This window comes from Nonomuraea sp. N2-4H, from assembly GCF_045291505.1.
Classification (GTDB): Bacteria; Actinomycetota; Actinomycetes; order Streptosporangiales; family Streptosporangiaceae; genus Nonomuraea; species Nonomuraea fastidiosa.
The window spans coordinates 7467915-7490688 of record NZ_CP147987.1 but is presented as its reverse complement, the minus strand read 5'-3'; the positions used below and the strand labels follow the sequence as shown (position 1 = coordinate 7490688).

Annotated in this window: 20 protein-coding genes and 2 pseudogenes; 12 read left to right on the top strand and 10 right to left on the bottom strand. The window is 70.0% G+C overall.

Features of this window, described 5'->3' with window-relative positions:
- Nucleotides 1–146: 146 nt before the first annotated feature.
- Entirely contained in the window at nt 147–2306 is a 2160-nt protein-coding gene (locus WBK31_RS34595; RefSeq protein ID WP_406673775.1) for a transglycosylase domain-containing protein, read from the bottom strand.
- Nucleotides 2307–2672: 366 nt separating this feature from the next.
- On the opposite strand from WBK31_RS34595, the gene WBK31_RS34590 reads away from it, so the two are divergent.
- Complete coding sequence (locus tag WBK31_RS34590; protein ID WP_364062032.1) at nt 2673–2969, top strand: WhiB family transcriptional regulator; 297 nt, start codon at nt 2673–2675, stop codon at nt 2967–2969.
- 48 nt (nt 2970–3017) lie between these two features.
- On the opposite strand, the gene WBK31_RS34585 is transcribed toward WBK31_RS34590, so the two are convergent.
- Both WBK31_RS34585 and WBK31_RS34580 read right to left on the bottom strand, forming a co-directional pair.
- Nucleotides 3018–4145 carry an ArsA family ATPase gene (locus WBK31_RS34585; RefSeq protein ID WP_364062035.1) on the bottom strand — a complete coding sequence of 376 codons (1128 nt, stop codon included), beginning with the start codon at nt 4143–4145 and terminating at the stop codon, nt 3018–3020.
- Complete coding sequence (locus WBK31_RS34580) at nt 4142–5113, bottom strand: ArsA-related P-loop ATPase (RefSeq protein ID WP_364062038.1); 972 nt, start codon at nt 5111–5113, stop codon at nt 4142–4144. The genes WBK31_RS34585 and WBK31_RS34580 overlap by 4 nt, the downstream gene beginning before the upstream one ends.
- Nucleotides 5114–5219: 106 nt before the next feature.
- Here WBK31_RS34580 and WBK31_RS34575 point away from each other — a divergent pair, with 106 nt between their 5' ends.
- The 4 genes from WBK31_RS34575 (at nt 5220) to WBK31_RS34560 (ending at nt 7492) form a co-directional block, all read left to right on the top strand.
- Nucleotides 5220–5375: a hypothetical protein gene (locus tag WBK31_RS34575; protein WP_364062041.1), complete on the top strand. Its 156-nt coding sequence runs from the start codon at nt 5220–5222 to the stop codon at nt 5373–5375.
- On the top strand, nt 5372–5830 hold the full coding sequence (locus WBK31_RS34570) for a RidA family protein (RefSeq protein WP_364062044.1): 459 nt from the start codon (nt 5372–5374) through the stop codon (nt 5828–5830). Before WBK31_RS34575 ends, WBK31_RS34570 begins: the two co-directional genes overlap by 4 nt.
- Before the next feature lie 64 nt (nt 5831–5894).
- Nucleotides 5895–6704 carry an NUDIX hydrolase gene (locus WBK31_RS34565; RefSeq protein WP_364062047.1) on the top strand — a complete coding sequence of 270 codons (810 nt, stop codon included), beginning with the start codon at nt 5895–5897 and terminating at the stop codon, nt 6702–6704.
- The gene (locus WBK31_RS34560) at nt 6701–7492 is read left to right on the top strand and encodes an MBL fold metallo-hydrolase (protein WP_364062050.1); all 792 of its coding nucleotides are present in this window, start codon (nt 6701–6703) and stop codon (nt 7490–7492) included. Before WBK31_RS34565 ends, WBK31_RS34560 begins: the two co-directional genes overlap by 4 nt.
- Here WBK31_RS34560 and WBK31_RS34555 read toward each other — a convergent pair.
- Nucleotides 7489–8169, bottom strand: a complete 681-nt coding sequence (locus WBK31_RS34555; protein WP_378785936.1) for a Crp/Fnr family transcriptional regulator — start codon at nt 8167–8169, stop codon at nt 7489–7491. The genes WBK31_RS34560 and WBK31_RS34555 overlap by 4 nt on opposite strands.
- Before the next feature lie 268 nt (nt 8170–8437).
- Here WBK31_RS34555 and nth point away from each other — a divergent pair, with 268 nt between their 5' ends.
- Together nth and WBK31_RS34545 are read left to right on the top strand one after the other, a co-directional pair.
- Nucleotides 8438–9172 carry an endonuclease III gene (nth, locus tag WBK31_RS34550; protein WP_364062053.1) on the top strand — a complete coding sequence of 245 codons (735 nt, stop codon included), beginning with the start codon at nt 8438–8440 and terminating at the stop codon, nt 9170–9172.
- Between the two features lie 40 nt (nt 9173–9212).
- Nucleotides 9213–9860 carry a CoA pyrophosphatase gene (locus WBK31_RS34545; RefSeq protein ID WP_364062056.1) on the top strand — a complete coding sequence of 216 codons (648 nt, stop codon included), beginning with the start codon at nt 9213–9215 and terminating at the stop codon, nt 9858–9860.
- Nucleotides 9861–9868: 8 nt separating this feature from the next.
- Here the strand turns inward: WBK31_RS34545 and WBK31_RS34540 are convergent, their stop codons facing one another.
- The gene (locus WBK31_RS34540) at nt 9869–10360 is read right to left on the bottom strand and encodes a HEAT repeat domain-containing protein (protein WP_364062059.1); all 492 of its coding nucleotides are present in this window, start codon (nt 10358–10360) and stop codon (nt 9869–9871) included.
- A gap of 103 nt (nt 10361–10463) precedes the next feature.
- Here WBK31_RS34540 and WBK31_RS34535 point away from each other — a divergent pair.
- Nucleotides 10464–10847: pseudogene (locus WBK31_RS34535) on the top strand (CvpA family protein); the annotation flags it as partial.
- A 160-nt stretch (nt 10848–11007) separates the two neighbouring features.
- Nucleotides 11008–11652, top strand: a complete 645-nt coding sequence (locus WBK31_RS34530) for a MarP family serine protease (protein WP_406673774.1) — start codon at nt 11008–11010, stop codon at nt 11650–11652.
- On the opposite strand, the gene WBK31_RS34525 is transcribed toward WBK31_RS34530, so the two are convergent.
- The 5 genes from WBK31_RS34525 to WBK31_RS34505 all read right to left on the bottom strand — a co-directional run bounded on the left by WBK31_RS34525 (nt 11649) and on the right by WBK31_RS34505 (nt 17432).
- A complete protein-coding gene (locus tag WBK31_RS34525) occupies nt 11649–12092 on the bottom strand; it encodes a DUF309 domain-containing protein (RefSeq protein ID WP_364062065.1) in 444 nt (147 codons plus the stop codon). The two genes, WBK31_RS34530 and WBK31_RS34525, sit on opposite strands and share 4 nt — an antisense overlap.
- Complete coding sequence (locus WBK31_RS34520) at nt 12089–13009, bottom strand: alpha/beta fold hydrolase (RefSeq protein WP_406673773.1); 921 nt, start codon at nt 13007–13009, stop codon at nt 12089–12091. Before WBK31_RS34520 ends, WBK31_RS34525 begins: the two co-directional genes overlap by 4 nt.
- A gap of 6 nt (nt 13010–13015) precedes the next feature.
- Entirely contained in the window at nt 13016–13441 is a 426-nt protein-coding gene (locus WBK31_RS34515) for a phage holin family protein (protein ID WP_378785938.1), read from the bottom strand.
- A 373-nt stretch (nt 13442–13814) separates the two neighbouring features.
- Nucleotides 13815–15788 (bottom strand): acetate--CoA ligase, encoded by a 1974-nt coding sequence (gene acs, locus WBK31_RS34510; RefSeq protein ID WP_364062074.1) that lies wholly within the window; start codon nt 15786–15788, stop codon nt 13815–13817.
- Nucleotides 15789–16148: 360 nt separating this feature from the next.
- On the bottom strand, nt 16149–17432 hold the full coding sequence (locus WBK31_RS34505) for an IS701 family transposase (RefSeq protein ID WP_364070937.1): 1284 nt from the start codon (nt 17430–17432) through the stop codon (nt 16149–16151).
- A gap of 645 nt (nt 17433–18077) precedes the next feature.
- On the opposite strand from WBK31_RS34505, the gene WBK31_RS34500 reads away from it, so the two are divergent.
- The 3 genes and pseudogenes from WBK31_RS34500 to WBK31_RS34490 form a co-directional block, all read left to right on the top strand.
- Nucleotides 18078–18857, top strand: coding sequence for an oxidoreductase (locus WBK31_RS34500; protein ID WP_364062077.1), 780 nt, complete (start codon nt 18078–18080; stop codon nt 18855–18857).
- A gap of 1251 nt (nt 18858–20108) precedes the next feature.
- Nucleotides 20109–21152 carry a septum site-determining protein Ssd gene (gene ssd / locus WBK31_RS34495; RefSeq protein ID WP_364062080.1) on the top strand — a complete coding sequence of 348 codons (1044 nt, stop codon included), beginning with the start codon at nt 20109–20111 and terminating at the stop codon, nt 21150–21152.
- Nucleotides 21153–21328: 176 nt separating this feature from the next.
- A pseudogene (locus tag WBK31_RS34490) lies at nt 21329–22498 on the top strand (TadA family conjugal transfer-associated ATPase); the annotation flags it as partial.
- Nucleotides 22499–22774 lie beyond the last annotated feature (276 nt).

The window sequence follows — 22774 nt, the reverse complement described above, 5'->3', positions numbered from 1 at the left end:
CGTCCCCATGCCTCCCCGTACGGCCTCCAGCGCCTCTCTGCGCCCCAGCGGCCCGTCAGGCGGCATTCGTAGGCATTCAACAGCTTTGAGGCCTCCACCCGCGAAGGGAGGAGGCCTCAAAGCGTCTCAGGGCGTCTCAGAGACTCTCAGCGTCGGCCGTCGGGCATGGTGAACGGCGGCCCGTTGTCGCCGGCGCGCCCGCGGCCACGGTCGTTGTCGCCCCAGCCGCCGCGCCCGCGGTCGCCCCGGTCCTGCGGCCCGTCACCGAACTGGTCGCGGTCGAAGAAGTCGAACGGGTTGCCGCCGTCGTCGTCCTTCTTCTTTTTCTTCGGCTTGGGCGCGCAGTGGTCGGTGCACCCGCCGAACCGCGACTTGTCGACCGGCTTGAACTCGGCCGGCTCGATCCCCTTGAGCGCCTGGATCATGGAGTCCTTCCAGATGCGCCCGGAGATCGACGAGCCGTACACGTACGGGTAGTAGCGCCCGCCGATGGTGACGCCGATCAGCTTGTGGGCCGAGGTGCCGCGCGGGTCGCCCAGGCTGACGGCGGAGGCGAGGTTGGGGGTGTAGCCGGAGAACCAGGCCGACATGTAGTTGTCGGTGGTGCCGGTCTTGCCGGCCGCGTCGCGCCCGATGCCGCCGACCTCGGTCATCGTGCCCTTGGTGAACACCCCGGACAGGATGCCGCTGACGGCGTCGGCGACCTCCTCTTCGAGGACCTGGTTGCACTTGGGCTTGTACTGCTTGACCTTGCCGTTGCGGTCCTTGATCTCGGTGATGGCGAGCGGCTTGCAGTACTTGCCGCGGGAGGCGAAGACGGCGTAGGAGCTGGCGATGGTGACGGGGTCGACCTCGTTGACGCCGAGCGTGAACGTCTCGACCTCCGACAGCTTCTGCCCGTCGGCCCGCTTGACGCCGAGCTTCTTGGCCATCTTGACGACGTCGCAGAGCCCGACCTTCTCCTGCAGCCGCATGAAGAACGTGTTGACCGAGCCCCAGGTGCCGGTCTCCAGCGTCTTGAAGCCGCCGCCGCCCTCGCTGGAGTTGCGCACGGTGTGGGACGGGTCGCCGACGTTCTGGCCCTTGCAGTTCTTGAACGTGCTGTAGCCACGGGCCTTGTAGCCGGCCGGCGAGGGGAAGCCGTCGCCGTACTTGAGCCCTTCCTCCAGGGCGGCGGCCAGCGTGTAGACCTTGGCCGTCGAGCCCTGCTGGAACCCGTGGCCGCCGCCGTGCGCGGCGTCGGCCACGATGTTGTAGCTCATCTCGTTCTTCTTCTTGCTGCGGCCGAACTTCCGCGAGGCGGCCATGGCCTTGATCTCGCCGGTGCCGGGGACGACCATGGCCTGCGAGGCCACGGGCTTGTCCTTGGGGCTGACGTACTTCCTGATCGCCTTCTCGGCGGCCGCCTGCATCTTGGGGTCGAGCGTGGTCTTGATCTGCAGGCCGCCGCGCTGGAGCAGCTTCCTGCGCTCCTCGCGGTTCTTGCCGAAGTCCTCGTTGTTGAGGATCTCGTACTGGACGTAGAGGCAGAAGTACGGGTATTTGCTGGCCTCGCAGCCGCCGGGCGCCTTGACGTCCTTGAAGCCCAGTTTCTTCTTCTTGGCCTTCGCCGCCTCCTGCGGCGTGATCTTGCCGAGCTCCGCCATCCGGTCGAGCACGATGTTGCGCCGCTCCAGCAGGCGCTGCCGCGACTCGGCGCTGACGTTGGGGTCGGTGCGCGCCGGGTTCTGCACGGCGCCGGCGAGCGTGGCGGCCTCGGTCAGGTTGAGCTTGGAGGCCGGCTTGTCGAAGAACCTCTTGGCGGCGGCTTGGATGCCGTGGGCGCCCGCACCGAAGTAGGCGATGTTGAGGTATTTCTCCAGGATCTGGTCCTTGGTGTACTTCTCCTCGATCGCCATGGCGTAGCGCAGCTCGGTCAGCTTGCGCGAGATCGTGGGCGCGATGGCCGCCGCCTGCTCCTCAGGCGTCTCGGCCTTGTTGACCAGCACCTGCTTGACGTACTGCTGGGTGATCGACGATCCACCCTGCGTGACGCCGCCGCTGGTGAGATTCTTCATCAGTGCTCTGGCCGTTCCCTCCACATCGATCGGCCCGTGCTGGTAGAAACGGAAGTCCTCGATCGCGATCAGGGCTTCGCGCATGATCGGGGCGACCTTGTCGAGGGTGACGGACTCCCGGTTCTCGAAGTAGAACTGGGCGATCTTGTTGCCGTCCGCGTCGTAGAGTTCGGTGCGCTCCGGCAGAGGAGGTTCGTCGAGTTCCTCGGGCTTGAGGTTGAGTCCCTCGACTGCGGTCTTGGTCGACATGCCCACTCCGCCTACCGCCGGAAGGGCCACGGCGGCGGCGAGCACCCCAGCTGCCGAGCCCGCGATGAGGAGGCGCAGGACGCTGAGGATGGGGTTGGAACGACGTTTGCCCTGGGCTTGCACGTCTCTAAGAGTACGTCGAAACCCAGACCGAATCGGTAGCAGGACACCATTTCACCTTGACTGACGGGGGTGACTAGTCATTCCCGGTCAACATCACCCGCGAGAAATTGGTCCTCTGGGGTCTGTCGGCCCGAACGTCTGGTTGCGTACGTTCTCCCTGCGGCAACTGAATACGGAGGCTCGGCGCCCGCGCCCGTCGGCCCCAAATGACGACTGACCACCTAAGGGGAGTGGGGTCGAAAAATGTGGATCACGGATTGGACCTCCCGTGCCGCCTGTAAGGGTGCGGATCCGGATGCCCTGTTCGTGCAGGGCGCCGCGCAGAACAGGGCGAAGCTCATCTGCCGGGGTTGCCCGGTCCGCACTGAGTGCCTCGCCGATGCGCTGGACAACCGCATCGAGTTCGGGGTGTGGGGCGGCATGACCGAACGGGAACGTCGCGCGCTGCTTCGACGGCGCCCTGACGTCACCTCGTGGCGAGACCTGCTCGAGTCCGCCAAGAACGAGTACGAACGCACCAATGAGCTGATCGCGGGCTGATCCCAGCCCGGCGACCGTGTACGGCCGGCGCCGCCGCCGGCCGTACTTCTATGCGGTGGCCAGCAGGTTCCCGATCTGGCGCAGCCCCGCCAGGTCGTGGACGTCCTCGGACATGGCGCGGACCTGCACCACGGGCACCGTGGGGTGGGCCGAGACGAAGTGCTCCTGCTCGCGGTTCTCGCGGGCGGCGAGCTGCATTCGCCCGGCGTGCAGCCGCAGCACGGCCGCGGTGAGCTCGTGCTCGCCCCTCGACTCCAAGTCCTCCGCGGCGGCGGCGCTGCGGGCGGCTGAAAGCCCGGCTGCGGGCGAGACGTGCACCCGGTTGACCACCAGACCGGCCAGTGGCATGCGCTCCTCGGCCAGGCGCTCCACGAAGTAGGAGGCCTCGCGCATCGCGTCGCGCTCGGGCGCGGCGACCACGAGGAAGGCCGTGCCAGGGGCCTGGAGCAGCCGGTACGTCATCTCGGCCCGCTGCCTGAACCCCCCGAAGACGGCGTCGAGCGCGGAGACGAACGTCTGAAGGTCCTTGATCACCTGCGCGCCCAGCAGCTTGGTCATCGCTCCCGCCATGAGCCCGAATCCGGCGTTGAGCAGCCGGAACGCACTGCGTCCTCCGGCTTTGGCAGGCGCGGTCAGCAGCCGGATGAAGCGGCCGTCGAGGAACCGGCCGAGCCGCTCGGGCGCGTCGAGGAAGTCGAGCGCCGACCGCGACGGCGGCGTGTCGACGATGATCAGGTCCCACTCGTCCGAGCGGCGGAGCTGGCCCAGCTTCTCCATCGCCATGTACTCCTGGGTGCCGGAGAAGCTGGACGACAGGGACTGGTAGAAGGGGTTCGACAGGATCTGGCGGGCCCGCTCAGGGTCGGCGTGCGCCTCGATGATCTCGTCGAACGTACGCTTCATGTCGAGCATCATCGCGTAGAGCTGGCCGCCGCCCTCGGGCGAGCTGACCAGGCGCGGAGTGTTGTCGAGCTCGGTCAGCCCCATCGACTGCGCCAGCCGCCTGGCCGGGTCGACGGTCAGCACGACCACGCGGCGGCCGCGCTCGGCGGCCCGCAGGCCGAGCGCCGCCGCGGTCGTGGTCTTGCCCACGCCGCCGGCGCCGCAGCAGACGATGATCCTGGTGCCCCGGTCGTCGAGGATGGCGTCGAGGTCGAGTGCTGGGGGCTTTTTCACGCTGCTCCCTGGGTGCGCATGCTCTCTGCCAGCTCGTACAGGCCGGCCAAGTCCACGCCGTCGGCGAGCAGCGGCAGCTCGTAGCGGGGCAGCCCGGCTCCGGCCAGCGTCTCGCGCTCGGCACGCTCAAGCTCGGTGCGGTGCGCGTGCTCGACGACCTCCTCGCCCAGCGCCCTGGCCAGCTCGCCGGCCTGCGCGCCGTCGGCCACACCCGCGGCCTTGAGCCCGAGCACCAGCTCCTCGGGGTCGAAGCGGCCCTGGGCGGCGGCGTCGAGTACGGGCTGGGGGAGCTGCGACTCGCGCACCATGTTGACGAAGACGCCGCCCGCGGGCAGCCCGGCGGCGCGCAGCTCGGAGATGCCGTCGAGGGTCTCCTGGACCGGCATCTCCTCCAGGAGGGTGACGAAGTGCACGGCCGTCTCGGCGGACTTCACGACGCCCTTGACGAGCTCGGAGTGGTTCTTGATGGGCCCGACCTTGGCCAGGCCGGCCACCTCTTCGGTGACGTTGAGGAAGCGGGTGATGCGGCCGGTGGGCGGCGCGTCCATGACGACCGCGTCGTAGACCCTGCGGCCGTTCTTGCCGCGCCTGCGCACGGCCTCGCTGGTCTTGCCGGTGACCAGCACGTCGCGGAAGCCAGGGGCCACGGTGGTGGCGAAGTCGACGATGCCCATCTTGGTCAGCGCCCGGCCGGCCCGGCGCATCCCGTAGAACATCTCCATGTACTCGAGCATGGCCTCTTCTGGATCGATGGCCAGCGCGTAGACGTCGCCTCCGGAGGGCGCGACGGCGATCCTGCGCTCCTCGTACGGCAGCGGCGGCAGGTCGAAGATCTGGGCGATGCCCTGCCTGCCCTCCACCTCGACGAGCAGCACCTTGCGGCCGCCCGAGGCCAGCGCGAGGGCGAGGGCGGCGGCGACGGTCGTCTTGCCCGTGCCGCCCTTGCCGGTGACGACATGAAGCCGCACGTCGGCCCAATGTGTGTCCGTCGAGTCCACGACTTGAGGCTACCGAACGGTCACTTGTCGAAAGCCTGCGACCACCATTTGAGATTGCTCACAATAAGCTGCCCCCATGAAGAAGTGGGAGTACCTGACAGCACCCGTGCTGATTCACAACACCAAGATGATCCTCGACAACTTCGGCGCCGACGGCTGGGAGCTCGTCCAGATCGTGCAGGGCGCCAATCCCGAGCAGCTCGTCGCCTACTTCAAGAGGGAGAAGCAGTGACGCCTGAGCAGAAGCTCGAGGAGCTCGGATACACGCTGCCGCCGCCCGTCACGCCGGTCGGCTCCTACCTGCCCACCGTGCGCACCGGCGACCTGCTCTACACCTCGGGCCAGGTGCCGATCCTGGAGGGCAAGCTGCACCAGACCGGCAAGCTCGGCGCCGACCTGGGCGTGGACGAGGGCAAGGCGGCGGCCCGCCAGTGCGTGCTCAACGCCCTGGCCGCGCTGAAGGCCGAGCTGGGTGAGCTGTCGCGGGTGCGGCGGATCGTGAAGGTCGTGGTGTTCGTGGCGAGCGCGCCGGACTTCGTGGATCAGCCGCAGGTGGCCAACGGCGCCAGCGACCTGCTCGCGGAGGTGTTCGGCGAGGCGGGCAGGCACGCGCGCAGCGCGGTGGGCGTGGCGGCGCTGCCGCTGGACGCTCCCGTCGAGGTGGAGCTGATCGCCGAAGTCGGCTGAATGGGCATATGTCACCATGACCGAGTGAAGTTCTAGAGGAGGTCATGTGACCGCGATGCCGGGAATGCTGCTACCAGCCGAGCTCGCCGCCCGGGCCAGGGAGGTCATGGCCGGGCGGCTCCAGCCGGTTCCGGCGCGGGACGCCGCCACGGTGGTGCTCCTGCGCCCGGGGCCCGGGGGCCATCCACAGGTCTATCTGCTGCGGCGCAAGGCCACCATGGCCTTCGCCGCCGGCGCGTACGTCTTCCCCGGCGGCTCGGTCGACGCGCGCGACACCGACCAGGCGGTCGCATGGGCCGGGCCGTCGCCCGCCGAGTGGGCCGAGGTGCTGCACGCGGACGAGGCGGTGGCGCGCGGGCTGGTGTGCGCGGCGGTGCGCGAGACGTTCGAGGAGTCGGGCGTGCTGCTGGCCGGTCCAGGACCTGACTCGGTCGTGGACGACACGACGGGCGACGACTGGGAGGCCGACAGGCTCGCGCTGATCGACCGCTCGCTGTCGTTCGCCGAGTTCCTGTCCCGGCGGGGGCTGGTGCTGCGTACGGACCTGCTCAAGGCGTGGGCGCACTGGATCACGCCGGAGGTCGAGACCAGGCGGTTCGACACCCGGTTCTTCGTCGCCGTGCTGCCCGAAGGCCAGCGCACCCGCGACGTGGGCGGCGAGGCCGACCGGGTCGTCTGGCAGCGGCCGGCCGAGGCCGTCGAGCTGGCGCACCGGGGCGAGATCTTCCTGATGCCGCCGACGTACCGGACGCTGAGCGAGCTGGCCGGCTGCGCCGACGTGGCGGAGGTGCTGGCGACGCCGCGCGACATCGTGACGATCATGCCGAGGGCCGTCGAGGTGGACGGCGAGCTGCGGCTGGTGGTGGCGTCATGAGCGGCCTGTACATCCCGATCGGCTCGCCCGACGGCTCGCGCACCGAGCACGCGGAGAACCTGCTCGCGCCCAACCCGTCGGTGATGACGCTCGACGGCACCAACACGTGGGTGATCGGCACCGGCGACGAGGTCATCGTGGTCGATCCGGGGCCGGACGACGAGGGCCACCTGCGGCGCGTACGCGACCATCTGGGGGAGCGGCGGGTCACCACGATCCTGCTCACCCACGGCCACTTCGACCACAGCGGAGGGGCGAAGGCGTTCGCTCAGATGGTAAACGCGCCCGTACGCGCCCTCGACCCTCGTCACCGCCTCGGCGACGAGGGGCTCGCCGACGGCGACGTGGTGGCCGTCGGCGACCTGGAGATCCGGGTGTACGGCACGCCCGGCCACTCGTTCGACTCGCTGTGCTTCTGGCTGCCCGCCGACCGGGCGATGCTGACCGGCGACACCGTGCTGGGCAGGGGCACCACGATCGTCGCCCGCGACGGCGGCCTCGCCGACTACTTGCGCAGCCTCGACAAGCTCAGGGCCGCCGCCGAAAGCCTGGAGGCGCGGGCGCTGCTACCCGGCCACGGCCCGGTGCTGCCCGACCCGATCGGCGCGCTCGACGGCTACATCGCACACCGCAGGCAGCGGCTCGACCAGATCAGGGCGGCGCGCGAACAGGGCGCGCGCACGCCGCGCCAGATCGTCAAGATCGTGTACGCCGACGTCGACCGCTCGCTCTGGCCGGCCGCCGAGATGTCGGTGGCCGCCCAGCTCGACTACCTCGACGGGCGCTAGCGCGAACGGTTGCGCAGGCGCTCGACGTCGAGGATGACCACGGCCTTGGCCTCGATGCGCAGCCAGCCGCGTCCGGCGAAGTCGGCGAGGGCCTTGTTGACCGTCTCGCGGGAGGCGCCGACGAGCTGCGCCAGCTCCTCCTGGGTCAGGTCGTGGTGCACCCGCAGGCCGTCCTCGGTCTTGGTGCCGAACCGCTCGGCGAGGTCGAGAAGCTGCTTGGCCACCCGCCCGGGGACGTCGGTGAAGACCAGGTCGGCCAGCACGTCGTTGGTGCGGCGCAGCCGCTGGGCCAGCGCGCGGAGGAGGTGGAGCGCCACCTCGGGACGGCCGGTCAGCCAGGGGCGCAGGTCGTCGTGGCCGAGGCCGGCCAGGCGGACCTCGGTCAGCGCCGTCGCCGTGGCCGTACGGGGCCGCGGGTCGAACAGCGACAGCTCGCCGAACATCTCGCTCGGCCCGAGCACGCTGAGCAGGTTCTCACGCCCGTCGGGGGAGGTGCGGGACAGCTTGATCTTGCCTTCGAGCACGACGTAGAGCCGGTCGCCGGTCTCGTTCTCGTGGAAGAGCGTCTGTCCCTTGGACAGCTGGACCTCGGTGATGCTCGTGCGCAGCGCCGCGGCGCTTTCGCGGTCCAGCGCGGCGAACAGGGGGGCCTTGCCCAGCACATCTTCGGTGTTCACTCTGCCTCCTCTGCTGCCATTGTGACTCACCCCACTCCAGGCGTGCGTCTACAGGTTAGGGGAACGCCAGAGTGGTTGTGCCTTGTCCGGACTTGTGAAGTCCGGGAGGGTCAGGAGGGAAAGGTACCGGACGTCCGTTCCCGGATCGTGACCGGGACCACCTTTCGAGCTCGACCGGCCGTGTGCCACGGGTCGTCGGCCGAGGCCGCCGCCGTTCTGAGCGCCTGACATGGGTTCAACCGTCCCCGGAAGCTTCTACTCTTGCGGCATGGCGACGAACGCGGCGACGAAAGCGGCGGGGCGCAAACCGGAGAGCCGGCTCGCCCTGGTCCGGCGGGCGCGCAGGATGAACCGCATCCTCGCGGAGACCTACCCCGACGCCCATTGCGAGCTCGACTTCTCCAACCCGCTCGAGCTGCTGGTCGCGACCATCCTGTCCGCGCAGTGCACGGACAAGCGGGTCAACATGGTGACCCCCGTGCTCTTCGCGAAGTACCCCACGGTGGAGGACTACGCCGCGGCGGACCGCGCGGAGATGGAGGAGATCATCCGCTCCACCGGCTTCTTCCGCGCCAAGACCAACAGCATCATCGGCATGGCGCAGGCCATCTGCGAGCGCTACGGCGGCGAGGTGCCCGGCAGGCTGAAAGACCTGGTCACGCTGCCCGGCGTGGGCCGCAAGACGGCCAACGTGGTGCTCGGCAACGCCTTCGGAGTGCCGGGCCTGACCGTCGACACCCACTTCCAGCGGCTGGTACGCCGCTTCGGCTGGACCGAGGAGACCGACCCCGTCAAGATCGAGCACGCCGTGGGCGAGCTGCTGCCCAAGAGCGAGTGGACGATCTTCTCCCACCGGGTGATATGGCACGGCCGCCGCATCTGCCACGCCCGCAGGCCCGCGTGCGGGGTGTGCCCGCTGGCCGCGCTGTGCCCCTCGTACGGCACCGGGCCCACCGACCCCGCACAGGCGGAGAAGCTCGTCAGATCCGGCCCGTTCTCCTGACCCGGGGAAGTGATCGGTACCACCGCGTGTTGGAGGATGCGTGACCCACGTGCCCGAATGGCTGGAGCGACTGGCGGCGCAAGCGCAGCGGATCAGAGTCCCACTCCCCCTCCGGCCACCGGACGGGCGCGGGCGGGCCGCCGCGGTGCTCATGCTGTTCGGCGAGGGGCCCAACGGCCCCGACGTGCTGCTCATCCAGCGCAGCACGCGCGGGCGCAATCACGCGGGCCAGCCGGCCTTCCCGGGCGGCGGCGTCGATCCCGAGGACGCCGGGCCGATCGAGGCCGCGCTGCGCGAGGCCGAGGAGGAGACCGGCGCCGACCCGCGCGGGGTCCACGTCATCTGCACGATGCCCGAGCTCTACCTCACCTACAGCGACAACCGCGTCACGCCGGTGATCGCCTGGTGGCGCGAGCCGTCCGCGGTGCACGCGGCCTCGCCCGACGAGGTCGACTCCGTCGAGCGGGTGCCGATCGCCGAGCTGGTCGATCCGGCCAACCGCCTCATGCTCCGCCACCCGCGCGGCGGCCTGCCGGGGCCCGCGTTCCGGGTGCGGGGGATGCTGGTGTGGGGGTTCACCGCGATGATCCTCGACACCGTGCTGCGCGAGGGCGGTCTCGAACGTCCGTGGGACTCGACGCGGGTTGAGGAGCTGCCGCCCGATGCCGTCAGGCTCAGCACCCGCTGAGTAGCCGCCTAGGCTCCCGACCTGAGCGCCACGCCCAGGGCCGCCCAGCCGGCCACGTCGGCGTCCTCGTCGCCGGCGAGCGCCCGCAGCGTCTCAAGCCCGGCGCGGTCCGGCGGCTCGCCCAGCACGTGCTGCAGCGCGTACGCGGCGCCGTACCGCACCCTGGGATCATCGTGCGCCGCCAGCTCGATCACCGACGGGAGCGAGCGCGGGTCCGCCAGGTGCCCGAAGGCGATCAGCACCGAGTACAGCACCATCGCGTCGTCCTCGCTGGCCGCCAGATAGCGCAGCACGGGAAGCGTACGGTCCACGAAGGGGCGCAACTGGCCCATGATGTCCACGCCGAGCAACCGTTCGGCGACGCTGTCGGCGGCGCACAGCCGCCTGGCCTCGATGAACGACTCCAGGTCGCCCCGTTCGCGCAGCAACGAGATCACGTGCCAGCGCAGGGCCCCATCGGGATCGGTGTCACGCAGAGCTGCCTGGATGAGTTCGCGCACTGTTCCCCCGTCCGGCGGCATACCGCTCAAGGTAGCCAGCGGGGTGACGCCATCCTGATCGAACACGTGCACACTTGACCCACTTGCTGGTTAGCTTTGAAGCGTGCGCGGTGATCTGCTTGACCTCATTCTGATCGGCCTGGTGATCGCCTTCGGCGTCTCGGGTTACCGCCAGGGCTTCATCATCGGGGCGATGAGTTTCGTGGGGTTCGTGGGCGGCGCCGTGCTCGGCGTGTTCATCGCGCCTCCCATCGCCAAGGCCCTGGTCGATGGCGACACCCCGCAGGCGCTGCTGGCCATCGTGATCGTGTTCCTCGCGGCGACGATCGGGCAGTTCGCCTCGTCCACGCTCGGGGCCGTCGTCCGCAGCCACGTCACGTGGGAGCCGGCCAAGGTGGCCGACGCGGTCGGCGGCACGTTCGCCAGCGCGCTGTCGGTGCTGGTCATCGCCTGGCTGATCGGCTCGCTCATCGTCTCCACGTCCTTCACCCCGCTCGTCGACCAGGTGAAGAACTCCGCGCTGCTGACCACCGTCGACGACGCCATCCCGCAGGCCGCGCGCAATTGGCAGCAGCCGTTCAAGAAGTTCATCGACCGCTCGGAGTTCCCGCCGGTCTTCGACGCGATCGGCGCCGGCGCTCATCGACGTGCAGCCGCCCGACCAGAGCGTGCTGCAGGGCGCCGAGCTGCGGCGCGCCCGCCGCGCCATCGTCAAGGTGCAGGGCAACGCCGAAAGCTGCAACAAGCACATCGAGGGCACCGGCTTCGTCTACGCGCCCGGCCGCATCATGACCAACGCCCACGTCGTGGCCGGCGTGACCCGCAACCTCGAGGTCATCGACGCCTCCGACAACCGCCACACCGCCACCGTCGTCCGCTACAACCCGCGCCGCGACATCGCCATCCTCTACGTGCCCGGCCTCGACCTGCCCCAGCTCGCCTTCGACGGCGACGGCTCGCGCGGCGACAGCGCCATCGTCGCCGGCTTCCCCAAGGGCAAGGGCTTCACCGCCGAGCCCGCCAGGATCGGCGGCCAGCTCGACGCCGAGGGCCCCGACATCTACCGCGACACCACGGTCAGGCGGAAGGTCTACGTGATCCGCGGCCAGGTGCTGCCGGGCAACTCCGGCGGCCCGCTGCTCACCCCCGAGGGCAAGGTCTACGGCGTGATCTTCGCCGCCGCCATCAACGAGGAGCAGACCGGCTACGTGCTGACGGCCGAGGAGGTCGCCCCCGACGCGGCGGCCGGCCGCAACGACACCACGCCCGCCAGCACCCGTAAGTGCGACTAACGGGGCAGCTTGGCCAGGATCAGCGCGATGGCCGCGCCGGGGTCGCTGTCCTGGGTCAGGTTCGAGGCCGCCTTGCCGACCTCGTCGTACGCGCCGCCGTACGACTGCGTCTTGGCCGCGCCCCTGCTGAACAACGTCACCGCGCCGCGCCCGTTGCCCCGCTGCAGATGCGTCAGCCCGACGCAGATCTGCGCGAGCCCCTGCCACAGGTCACGCTCGTCGTCGGGCGCGCACTTCCAGCGGCCCTCGAACACCTCGTGCGCGTTGAACGGCAGGCCCTGCTCAAGGAAGCGGCGGCCGTCGGCCAGGGCCTGCTCGGTGGTGGGGGCGTAGTCGTCGGGGACGCGCGGCATGCCCTGCGAGCCGTAGGGCAGCGGCCGGCCGTACGCGTCGCGCGGCCTGGCGTTACGCGGCCTGCCGTCGGGATCGCGGTCTCTCATCGGTCGGGCTCCGGGTCGTTCAGCCAACCGAGCAACTCGGTGTCGAACACGTCGGGGATCTCCTCGTGGGGGAAGTGGCCGGCGCCTTCGAGCAGCCGCCACCGGTAGGGAGCCGCCACGTAGCGGCTCGACCCCTGCGCCGTGCGCGGCAGCACGCTCGGGTCGAGCGCGCCGTGCAGCTGCAGCGTGGGGGCCTCGATCTCGGTACGCATGAGCCGGGCGTAACGCCGCCCGTCGGGGCGCAGCTGCGAGCGGCCGAACCAGCGGTGGTACTCCAGCGCCGAGTGCGCCACGGCGGGGATGCGGAACGCCTCCCGGTACGTACGCGACTCATCCGGCCCCGGCCACCCCGGCCGCGACCAGGCGTCGAGCAGCCGCCCCACCAGCGCCGCGTCCCGCCGGGTGAGCCGGTACTCCGGCAGCAGCGGAAGCTGGAAGCCCAGCCGCCACGCGCTGACCTTGAGCTGACCGAACGGGTCGGTGACCAGCGCGCTGCGCAGCCGCAGCGGATGCGGGGCCGAGACCACGACCAGGCGGCGCACGCACTTGGCGTCGAGCACGGCCATCGTCCAGGCCAGCAGCCCGCCCCAGTCGTGGCCCACCACGATCGCGCCGGTCTCGCCGAGCGCCCTGATCAGGCCCGTCGCGTCGGTCGCCAGCGTCGGCAGGTCGTAGCCGCGCGGCGGCTTGTCGCTGCCGCCGTACCCCCGGAGATCGACCGCGACCGCGCGATAACCCGCCCGCGCCAGCGACACGAGCTGGTGCCGCCACGTCCACCAGAACTGGGGGAACCCGTGCAGCAGCAGCACCAGCGGGCCTTCGCCCGCCTCGACCACGTGGAAGCGGGTGCCGCCCGCGTGCACCGCGCGGTGCGTCCACGGGCCCTCGATGTGGACGACCGACTCGTCAGGTGCCATCGCGGGTCACCGGCTCCCGATCGGGGGCGAGCGCCGGCTCCGCTCCTGCTCGTCGGGCGTGGCGATCTCCTTCAGCCCCTTGATCGATCTCGTGGTCCGCTTCATCCCGGCCAGGCCCTTGAGCCGGCGCACGCCGAACAGCACCGCCAGGCCCGCCACCAGCAAGTACAGCACCGTCACGATGAGGAAGGCCAGCCAGTGCGGCATCACCTGGGCCAGCGCGTACGCGATCGTGAACGAGGCGAGGATCAGGCACAGGTGCGCCATGAACGCGGCTCCGGCGAACATCCCCACCGCCGTGCCCACCCGTTTGGCGTCGAACCTGAACTCGGCCTTGGCCAGCTCGATCTCCGAGCGGATCAAGGCCGAGATGTGACTGCTCGCCTGGGCGACCAGCGAGCCCAGCGATTCTTCCTCGGGAGTCTGCGGCATGAACGTCTCCTATCGAGGCCGGTTGGCCGTGTCAAACATCATCAGCGCGACGCTTGCGTACCCGCGTGTCAAGCAGCACCGCCGCCGTGCCTGCTCCTTCGACAGTCTCGCCAGGCCGGGCCACGAGGGCCGCCAGGCGCCGCCGAACACGCCGAGGAACTTACCGAGCACGGTTCCGCCATCACTCCCAGAACTACCTGATCGGACAAGATAGCGCTCGGGGCGGCGGGCTGCGGCTTCGCCCCCTCAGTGGGGTTCGACGTTCTGATCAGTGGGGTTCGACGTTCTGAGAAACCGCGACGGCCGCTGCCCGGCGCGCGCTGTGCTGCTGCGTGCGCCGGGAGCGGCCGTTTCACGTGGAACCTGAGGAGGCTCAGTCCTCGGACTTGGCGGACGGGAGCTTCTGCGAGATCAGGTCCATCACCGTGCTGTCGGCCAGCGTGGTGACGTCGCCGATGCTGCGGTTCTCGGCCACGTCGCGCAGCAGGCGCCGCATGATCTTGCCGGAGCGGGTCTTGGGCAGCTCGGGCACCACCAGGATCTGGCGCGGCTTGGCGATCGGGCCGAGCGTCTTGGCCACGTGGTTGCGCAGCTCGGTCGCGATGTCCTCGCTCTCCTCCGCGCCGCCGCGCAGGATCACGAACGACACGATGGCCTGGCCGGTCACCGGGTCGGTCGCGCCGACCACCGCGGCCTCGGCCACCTTCGGGTGGCTGACCAGCGCGCTCTCCACCTCGGTGGTGGAGATGTTGTGGCCGGAGACGAGCATGACGTCGTCCACGCGGCCCAGCAGCCACAGGTCGCCGTCCTCGTCCTTCTTGGCGCCGTCGCCGGGGAAGTACATGCCTTCGAAGCGGCTCCAGTACGTGTCGATGTAGCGCTGGTCGTCGCCCCAGATCGTACGGAGCATGGACGGCCACGGCTCGCGGACGACGAGGAAGCCGCCGCCGCCGTCCGGCACGCTGTTGCCCTGGTCGTCCACCACGTCGGCGCTGATGCCGGGCAGCGGGCGCATGGCGGCGCCCGGCTTGGCGGCGGTGACGCCGGGCAGCGGGCTGATCATGATGGCGCCGGTCTCGGTCTGCCACCAGGTGTCGACGACGGGGCAGCGGTCGCCGCCGATGTGCTTGCGGTACCAGACGTACGCCTCGGGGTTGATCGGCTCGCCGACCGAGCCCAGGATGCGCAGGCTGGACATGTCGTACTTGGCGGGGATGTCGTCGCCCCACTTCATGAACGTCCTGATCGCCGTCGGCGCCGTGTAGAGGATCGTGATCTTGTACTTCTGCACGATCTCCCAGAACCGGCCGCGGTGCGGGGTGTCCGGCGTGCCCTCGTAGATGACGCTGGTGGCGCCGTTGGCGAGAGGGCCGTACACGATGTAGGAGTGGCCGGTCACCCAGCCGATGTCGGCCGTGCACCAGTAGATGTCGGTCTCCGGCTTGAGGTCGAAGACCGCGTGGTGCGTCCAGGCCGTCTGGGTCAGGTAGCCGCCGGTCGTGTGCAGGATGCCCTTCGGCCGGCCGGTGGTGCCGCTCGTGTAGAGGATGTACAGGGGGTCCTCGGCGTCGTGCGGCTGCGCCTCGTGCTGGTCGCTCTGGCGGTCCACCAGGTCGTGCCACCAGATGTCCTTGTCGGTGGTGGAGATCTCCTGGCCGGTACGCCGTACGACGACGACGTGCTCCACCTGCGGGCACTCGGCGACCGCCTCGTCCACCGTCGGCTTCAGCGCGGACGGCTTGCCCCTGCGGTAGCCGCCGTCGGCCGTGATGACCACCTTGGCGTCGGCGTCGTCGATCCGGCTCTTCAGCGCCGTGGCCGAGAACCCGCCGAACACCACCGAGTGGATCGCCCCGATGCGGGCGCAGGCGAGCATCGCGATGGGCAGCTCGGGGATCATCGGCATGTAGATCGCCACCCGGTCGCCCTTGCCGACGCCCAGCTCTTGCAGCGCGTTCGCGGCCTTGCTGACCTCGCGCTGCAGGTCGCTGTAGGTCAGCGTACGGGTGTCGCCTTCTGGCTCGCCCTCCCAGTAGTAGGCGACCTTGTCCCCGCGCCCCTCCTCGACGTGGCGGTCCACGCAGTTGTAGGCGACGTTCAGCTGACCGCCCACGAACCACTTCGCGAACGGCGCGTTCCACTCAAGAGTCTTGTCCCACTTCTTGGCCCAGGTGAGCCGATCGGCCGCGCGCTCCCAGAACGCGAGACGATCCGCTGCGGCCTCGCCGTACGCGGCTTCGGTCACGTTCGCGGCCGCCGCCAGGTCAGCCGGCGGTTCGAACCGGCGATTCTCCTGCAGCAGGTTGGACAGCGCCTGGGTTTCGTTACCAGCGGTCTCCGGGGCCACCTCGTGCTCCTTCTATGGCCAGAATGGATAGGTTCGTGTCCCACTTCACCAGCTCACGGCCTCCGTACACAAGAGGTCTAGACAGGTCCGTACCGTGCGGCGCGGCGGGTCGGCGGGTTATCTGCGCGCATGACAAACGCTATTGAAACGTTGTCATCCTGAAATCTTCAGAATGCGGGGACCGGGGAATCAACATCCTTTATGGGTCCCCCTTGTGGTGGTTTTCGGGGATCCGGACAACGGTGCGGGCGTGGCGCGGGTAATGCCTGGATCGTCGGTCATGGGCGCTCTGCGGGCGTTTCTCGGGCCCGTTCGACCTTCCCATGGGCCTACCGTTACGGCAGCCGTAGATTGTTGTGATCATGGTGTTGTCTCGGCGTAGGTATGCCATCGCTGGTGGCAGAGGCGCGCTCGATATTGGTGCCGTCGCCGCCAGATGGACCAGGTCAGACGGTGCTCGGGGTCCCGTCGTGGGTCGGGGATGACGACGCCGCGCAGTTGGCGGAGCAGTTCGGGGATGGCGATGGCGACCAGGCCGAGATGCTCGGCGAGGGGACCGTCAAGTTGACGCTGGTAGGCGGTGGCCACGGCGATGAAGGCGTAGGCGAGCAAGGCCATGGTGCTCCAGCGGTGCCAAGAGCGCCAGCGGATGACCTGTCCGGCGTCCAGGCCGCAGGTCTGCTTGGCAAGTTGATGATCTTCTTCGATGCGCCATCTGGACGTGGCGACGTGAATCAGGCGGGCCAGCGGCACCGGGTGCGGGCTCCAGCAGCGGTAGAACGACATCTGGCCGGTGTAGCGGTGGCGGCGGATCAGCAGGGCGGCGTGTCCGGGGTCGTGCTCGTCGGGGGTGTCGTCGGGTCGGATGGCCAGCATCGCCCAGTCGTAGTGGCGGGTGCCTTTGGTGCCGCTGCCGGTGCGCAGCCGCATCCATGCGCCGGCGGGGATGAGCGTGGCGGCGTCTTTGGCGGCGAGGGTGCGTCCAGCGTGGGTGATGATCGTGGTGCTGGAGCGGACCGCCAGCACGTAGCCCAGGAGCAGGGTGCGGATCAGGGTGCGTAGCTCACGGCCGCCGTATACCTCGTCCCCGGTGACGAAGGCGGCGCGTATGCCGGTCGCGTGCGCGCGTTGGAGCAGGTCGCCGGCGAGCTGGGGTTTGGTGGCGAACATGGTCTGTTCGGGGATGTGGGCCAGCTCGCGGTGTTCGTCGTCGGCTGCGCGGCTTGCGGGCAGGTAGAGGGCGCGGTCGAGGATGGTGTGCCCGCGTGGGGTGGCGTACGCCAGGTGGACTGCGACCTGGCATAACGCGACACCGCCGAGGGTGCCGCTGTATTGGCGGGCGGCTGCGGCGGCGTCGGTGGAGGACTTGGCGTCGGCGGTCTCGTCGATGATCAGTACGGCGTGGTCGGGGTCGCCGTCGTCCAGGTGCTCGATCGCCCATCGGGCGGCTTGGGCGGTGACCTGCTGCTCGTCCCAGGAGGCGCGGGCCAGGAAGTGCTGGAGTCGGTCTGGGGTGGGGTGTCCGGCCGCCTCGGCCAGGGTCCAGCAGTTCTTGTCCTCCAGTTCCATCAGCAGCCCCGCCAGCATCTGTGCGCAGGTGGCGCGGCTTTCACGGCGGGGGAAGCAGGGCGCTATCCGGGCCATGAGTTCCTGGTGTAGAGCGGCGTGCTCGGTATGCGCTACGGTGACGGCACGAGCCGCCGCGGCCTGGTCTTGTGTCACAACTCGACATGATCGCGGCGGCTCTTCGCGTCACGCCACACGACCAGCGGCAACACCGTGAAGATCACGATCTACGGCTGCCGTAACCGTACGCAACGGTAGCCACTCCGGTCCGCACCGCCTCGCCCCGCCTTGCTCTGGCCCATGTCCCCACTGAAACCAGGGGAAACCCCCCGTCCGAGGGCCCGCCTGCACATCGTGGTGCGACCCACCCCCGGCTTCCTGCGCACCTGCCTCCCAGCTTCCTGCGCGCCAGCCTCCCAGCTTCCTGCGCGCCAGCCTCCCAGCTTCCTGCGCGCCAGCCTCCCAGCTTCCTGCGCCAGCCTCCCAGCTTCCCGCGCACCTCTGACAAGCGGCGATGCACATGTGCACCGCGAGGCGTGCACCTGCGCGCATGCACGTCTGCATACCCGCCACGCGTCAGTTACACGTCGGCCGGGCGTCGGCTACACGTTCGTGCCCGCGCGCCTGCATGATGTGGCGCCCACCGGTCCGTACGGCTGCACATGAGCACAACGCACCACGCGAGGTCCTGCAGGCCCCTTACTCGCAGGTAAGGTCGGGGACGTGAGTGACCCATTGGCCGTCATCGCCCAGTTCCCCGGCGTGCCCGAGGCGGTGGACGAGGCCCGGCAGGCCGTGGACCGGCTCTACCGGCACCGCGTCCTGCGCCGCGCCAGCCCGGCGGTGTCCGCGGAGTCGTCCCTGCGTGGGGCCCGTGCGTCGGCCGCCATCGAGGGCACGGACGTACCCCTCGACGCCCTGCGCCGCGACGAGGTGCACGACCCGCTGGTCCAGGGGGCGCTGCGCGCGTCGGCCGAGATGGGCCGCCTGGGGCAGACCTGGCGCAAGGCTCCCAGGCAGGTGCTCGCCAGGCTGCACACGGTGGCCGCCGCCGGCCTGACCGACCAGGAGGGCCTGGGACGTCCCCGATCGGTGGACGAGGCCCCGGATCCGCTCTCGCTGGGCCCGGCGCCGGGCGTCGTGGACACGACGGCCCGTATGGAGACCCTGTTCACGCTGCTTGAACGCCCCACGAAGGCCCCCGCGATCGTGCTCGCCGCCGTGGTGCATGGGGAGCTGGCGGTGCTGCGCCCCTTCGGCACGGCCGACGGCGTCGTCGCCCGGGCGGCGGGGAGGCTGACTCTGGTCGAGTACGGCCTGGACCCCAAGTCGCTGGTGGCGGTCGAGGTGGGGCATCTGGAGCTGCCCTACGCGGACGCGCTCAGGGCGTACCTGACGGGCACCAAGGAGGGCGTCGCCGCCTGGGTACAGCACTGTGCCTCTGCGGTAAGCCTGGGCGTTCGCGAGACGACTGCAATCTGTGAGGCCATGCAGCGGGGCTGATCCGGCACCAAGGGGGATCGCACATAGCGGACGGCGTCCCTGTCACGAGACGCCGTCGGCCGTGCATCGCACCGGGTTACCAAGCGTGCACCTTCTTCCGTCGGAGCGGGACAAGCCCGTCACGACGCGCCTCCCGCGGCTGGTCGCGCGTGGGTACCCGGTCGATGCACCCGGACAAGGTGGTCCGTAACACCGTTCTATGTCCAATCCGCGCAGATGGGAAGCCCTGGCCCCAAGACCTTTACTCATCCATGGGTCGCGCCAGCCGTTCGGTCACTCTCCGTGACCATCTTTATGTGATCGTTATGCCAGGACGAAAAAACTTGGCGGAAATTCCAGATTGCTCCTCGACGAAACTCGAGTGGATCGGGCAGCATACGGTGGTATCGCCCGAAACTGGAGCGGTCTTGCTCGGGATGGCTTTGCGAGTCCCTTGCCAGGCTCCGGTCTAGTGATGAAAGCTTTCTTCTGAAACGGGACCGGCTCTACCCCCCCGGAGCCGGACCGATCAGGCGACCCCCGCTCTCCCCCCGGCGGGGGTCGCCCCTTTTCCTCGGGCCTCCTGACGCCTTTCCCGCTGCCTTGCCGCCGCGCGCTGCGCCCCGCTCGCCCGAGCGATGCGGCGCTTCCGCTTTCGCGAGCCGAGCCGTTCTTTCGTACGGAGGGGCGTCCCAGAGCTTTCGTACGGAGGGGCACCCTGGAGCCCCTGAGCCGCCGCGCCAGGACCGACACGGTCCCACGGAGAACACTTCAACCTGCGGGGACCGACACCGTCTTCACGAGCACGAGCACGAGCACCGCCACCACTGCCACCGCGGAGGACCGCCGTGCTGCGGGAACCGCCGTGCCGCGGAGGACCGCCGTGCTGCGGGAACCATCGTGCCGCGGGAACCGCCATGCCCCCGGACACCCCTATGCCTGCGGACACCCGCACGCCCGGACGCATCCACAGGGGACAGACGCATCCACAGGAGAGGGAGACCAGCCAGGCCGCCATCCCCAGAACCCCGTTCGGCCCTACGCAACCCCGCCCCGCTCGACGAAGCTCGGACCTCCCACGACGAGCACCACCCGAGACCACCCGAGCGATCACCCGAGCGATCACCCGAGACAGCCCGAGCGGTCACCCGAGATCGCCCGAGACCACCCGAGGTCGCCCGAGATCGCCCGATGTCGCCCGAGACCACCGAGACCACCTGAAACCACCCGTAAGAACCACCCGTAAGAACCACCCGGGAGGCCGACCCGACCATGCACCGCCCTCTGGTCATCACCGAAGACCACGCCCTGCTCGACGACCTCGTCCGCATAGCGGCCGCCGCCGGAGCCCAGCTGGACGTGGCACACGCCCCAGCCGCCGCCCGCCCGTTCTGGAACCTGGCCCCGCTCATCGCCATCGGCGCGGACCAGGCGGACGCCGTGGCCGCCACCTCACCTCCGTCCCGCGACCAGGTCCTGCTGGTCACCAGAGCCCCGGACGACCCTGACACGTGGCGAAAATGCGTGGCGGTAGGAGCGCAGACCGTCCTCACCCTCCCCGCCGACGAACGCCGCCTCGTCGACCGCCTGGCCGACGCGATGGAGCCCGACCCTCGATCGGGTTCGATCATCTGCGTGATCGGCGGCAGGGGAGGGGCGGGCGCGAGCGTCCTGGCGGCCTGCCTGGCGCTTCGAGCTTCGGGCGACCGCCTCCGTACCCTCCTGATAGACGCCGACCCGCTGGGCGGAGGCATAGACGCCCTCCTGGGCCACGAGGAGGCCAAGGGTTCCCGCTGGGGCGATCTGGTGGCGCGGGAGGGCAGGATCAGCTCCAGCGCCCTCCAGGCGGCGCTCCCATCGTTCGGAGACCTGGCCGTGCTCTCCTTCCACCGGGGCGAGGTCGCCCCGATCCCCGCACAGGCCATGCGCTCGGTCCTGGAAGCGGGCCGGCGGGGGTTCGACGTTGTGGTCGTCGACCTTCCCCGGCACCTCGACCCCGCCGCGACGGAGGCCCTCGCCAGGGCCAAGACCACCCTCGCGGTGGCGCCTGCCGACGTACGCGGCATCCTCTCCACCGTCCAGGTGCTTTCCGAGGTACGCAAGCACACTCTCGACGTCCGCGCCGTCCTGCGCCCCGGTGTGCTGGACGAAGACCTGGCCGTCTCCTCCTTGGGCATCCCCTCCGCCGGCACCCTCGCCGACCAGCCCAGACTCACCGCCACCCTCAATCGGGGCGAGCTCCCCAGACTGGGCCCCCGTACGGTGCTCGGCGCACTGTGCACGTCCCTACTCCGCGACCTACTCCCACCCGCATGAGCACCGCCCCGACCACCGCAGGCCGCCTGAGCACCGCCCCAACTGCTCTCCGCCGCACGAACGCCGCCCAGACTGCTCCCGACCACATGAACGCCGACTTGCCCGCACCCGGCCGCATGACCGTTGACCCGACCGCTCCCCGTGGCATGAGTACCGCTCCCACCGCTGGTGGCCGCATGAACGGTGGCCCGGCCGCTCCTGCTGAGTCCGTCTCTCCCGAACTGGTGGAGGCCGTTCGCGTACGCCTGGCCAGGGCAGGCGTCGAGCCGACCGCGGCTCAGGTGGCGGTGGCGCTCAGAGCGGAAAAGGCCGTCTACGGGGACGCCGAGATCCTCGCCGTGGCCCGTGCCCTGTGCGCCGACCTCATCGGCGCCGGCCCTCTGGAGCCGCTGCTGGCCCGACCCGACGTGACGGACGTCCTGGTCAACGGCCCCCGCGAGGTCTGGATCGACGACGGCGCCGGCCTGCACCGCACCGCCATCACGTTCGCCGACGACGGAGCCGTACGCCGCCTCGCCCAGCGCCTCGCCACGGCGGCGGGCAGGCGCCTCGACGACGCCTCCCCGTACGTGGACGCCCGCCTCCCAGGGGGAGTACGCCTCCACGCCGTGCTCCCACCAGTGGCCCCCGGCGGCACCTGCATCAGTTTGCGCCTACCGCCCCGCCGCACCTTCACCCTGTCCGACCTCGTCCAAGCCGGCACCATCACCCCACCCGCCATCCCGATCCTGACCGCCATGGTCACCGCGAGACTCGCCTTCCTCGTCACCGGAGGCACCGGAACCGGCAAAACCACCCTCCTCTCCGCCCTGCTCTCCCTCGCCGACCGGGGCGAACGCCTCCTCCTGGTGGAAGACTCCGCCGAGCTGCGCCCCCTCCACCCCCACGTGGTGCGCCTGGAAACCCGCCCACCCAACCTGGAGGGTGCGGGCGAGGTGGGCCTGCGCGATCTCGTACGGCAAGCGCTCAGAATGCGCCCTGACCGCCTGGTGGTGGGCGAGGTGCGGGGCTCGGAAGTGGTGGATCTCCTGGCCGCGCTCAACACAGGCCACGAGGGCGGCTGCGGCACCCTCCACGCCAACACGGCGGCCGACGTACCGCCCCGCCTCGAAGCCCTAGGCTGTGCGGCCGGCCTGACAAGGGAGGCGGTCCACAGCCAGCTGGCCGCCGCCTTGGACGCTGTCATCCACCTGACCCGCGACCGCCAAGACGGCAGAAGGCGCATAGCCGAAATCTGCCTGCTCACCAGAACCCCCTCGGGCCTGGTCGAATCCATCCCCGCCCTGACCTTCACCGCCCAGGGCACCGCCCACCCCGGCCCCGCCTACGAAGCCCTGGCCACCCGCACCCAAACTTCACAACACCGACCCACCAGCACCGCATCAGCAACGCCACAAAGAACTCCGCTATCGCAAGCCACTGCTGGTCAGCCACAACCGGCCTATCCGGCACAAACGCGTGTGACGTCGCGGGAGAACGCATGTCGCCCAGGGGAAGCTGCCGCACCGTCACCAGCCAGGCTCGTACCAGCGGCACCGCTATCAGCTTCACCGGTACCAGCGGCACCGGTGCAGGCCGCACCACCACCTCAGCTCACACGCTGGCAGCCCCCTGCACCACCA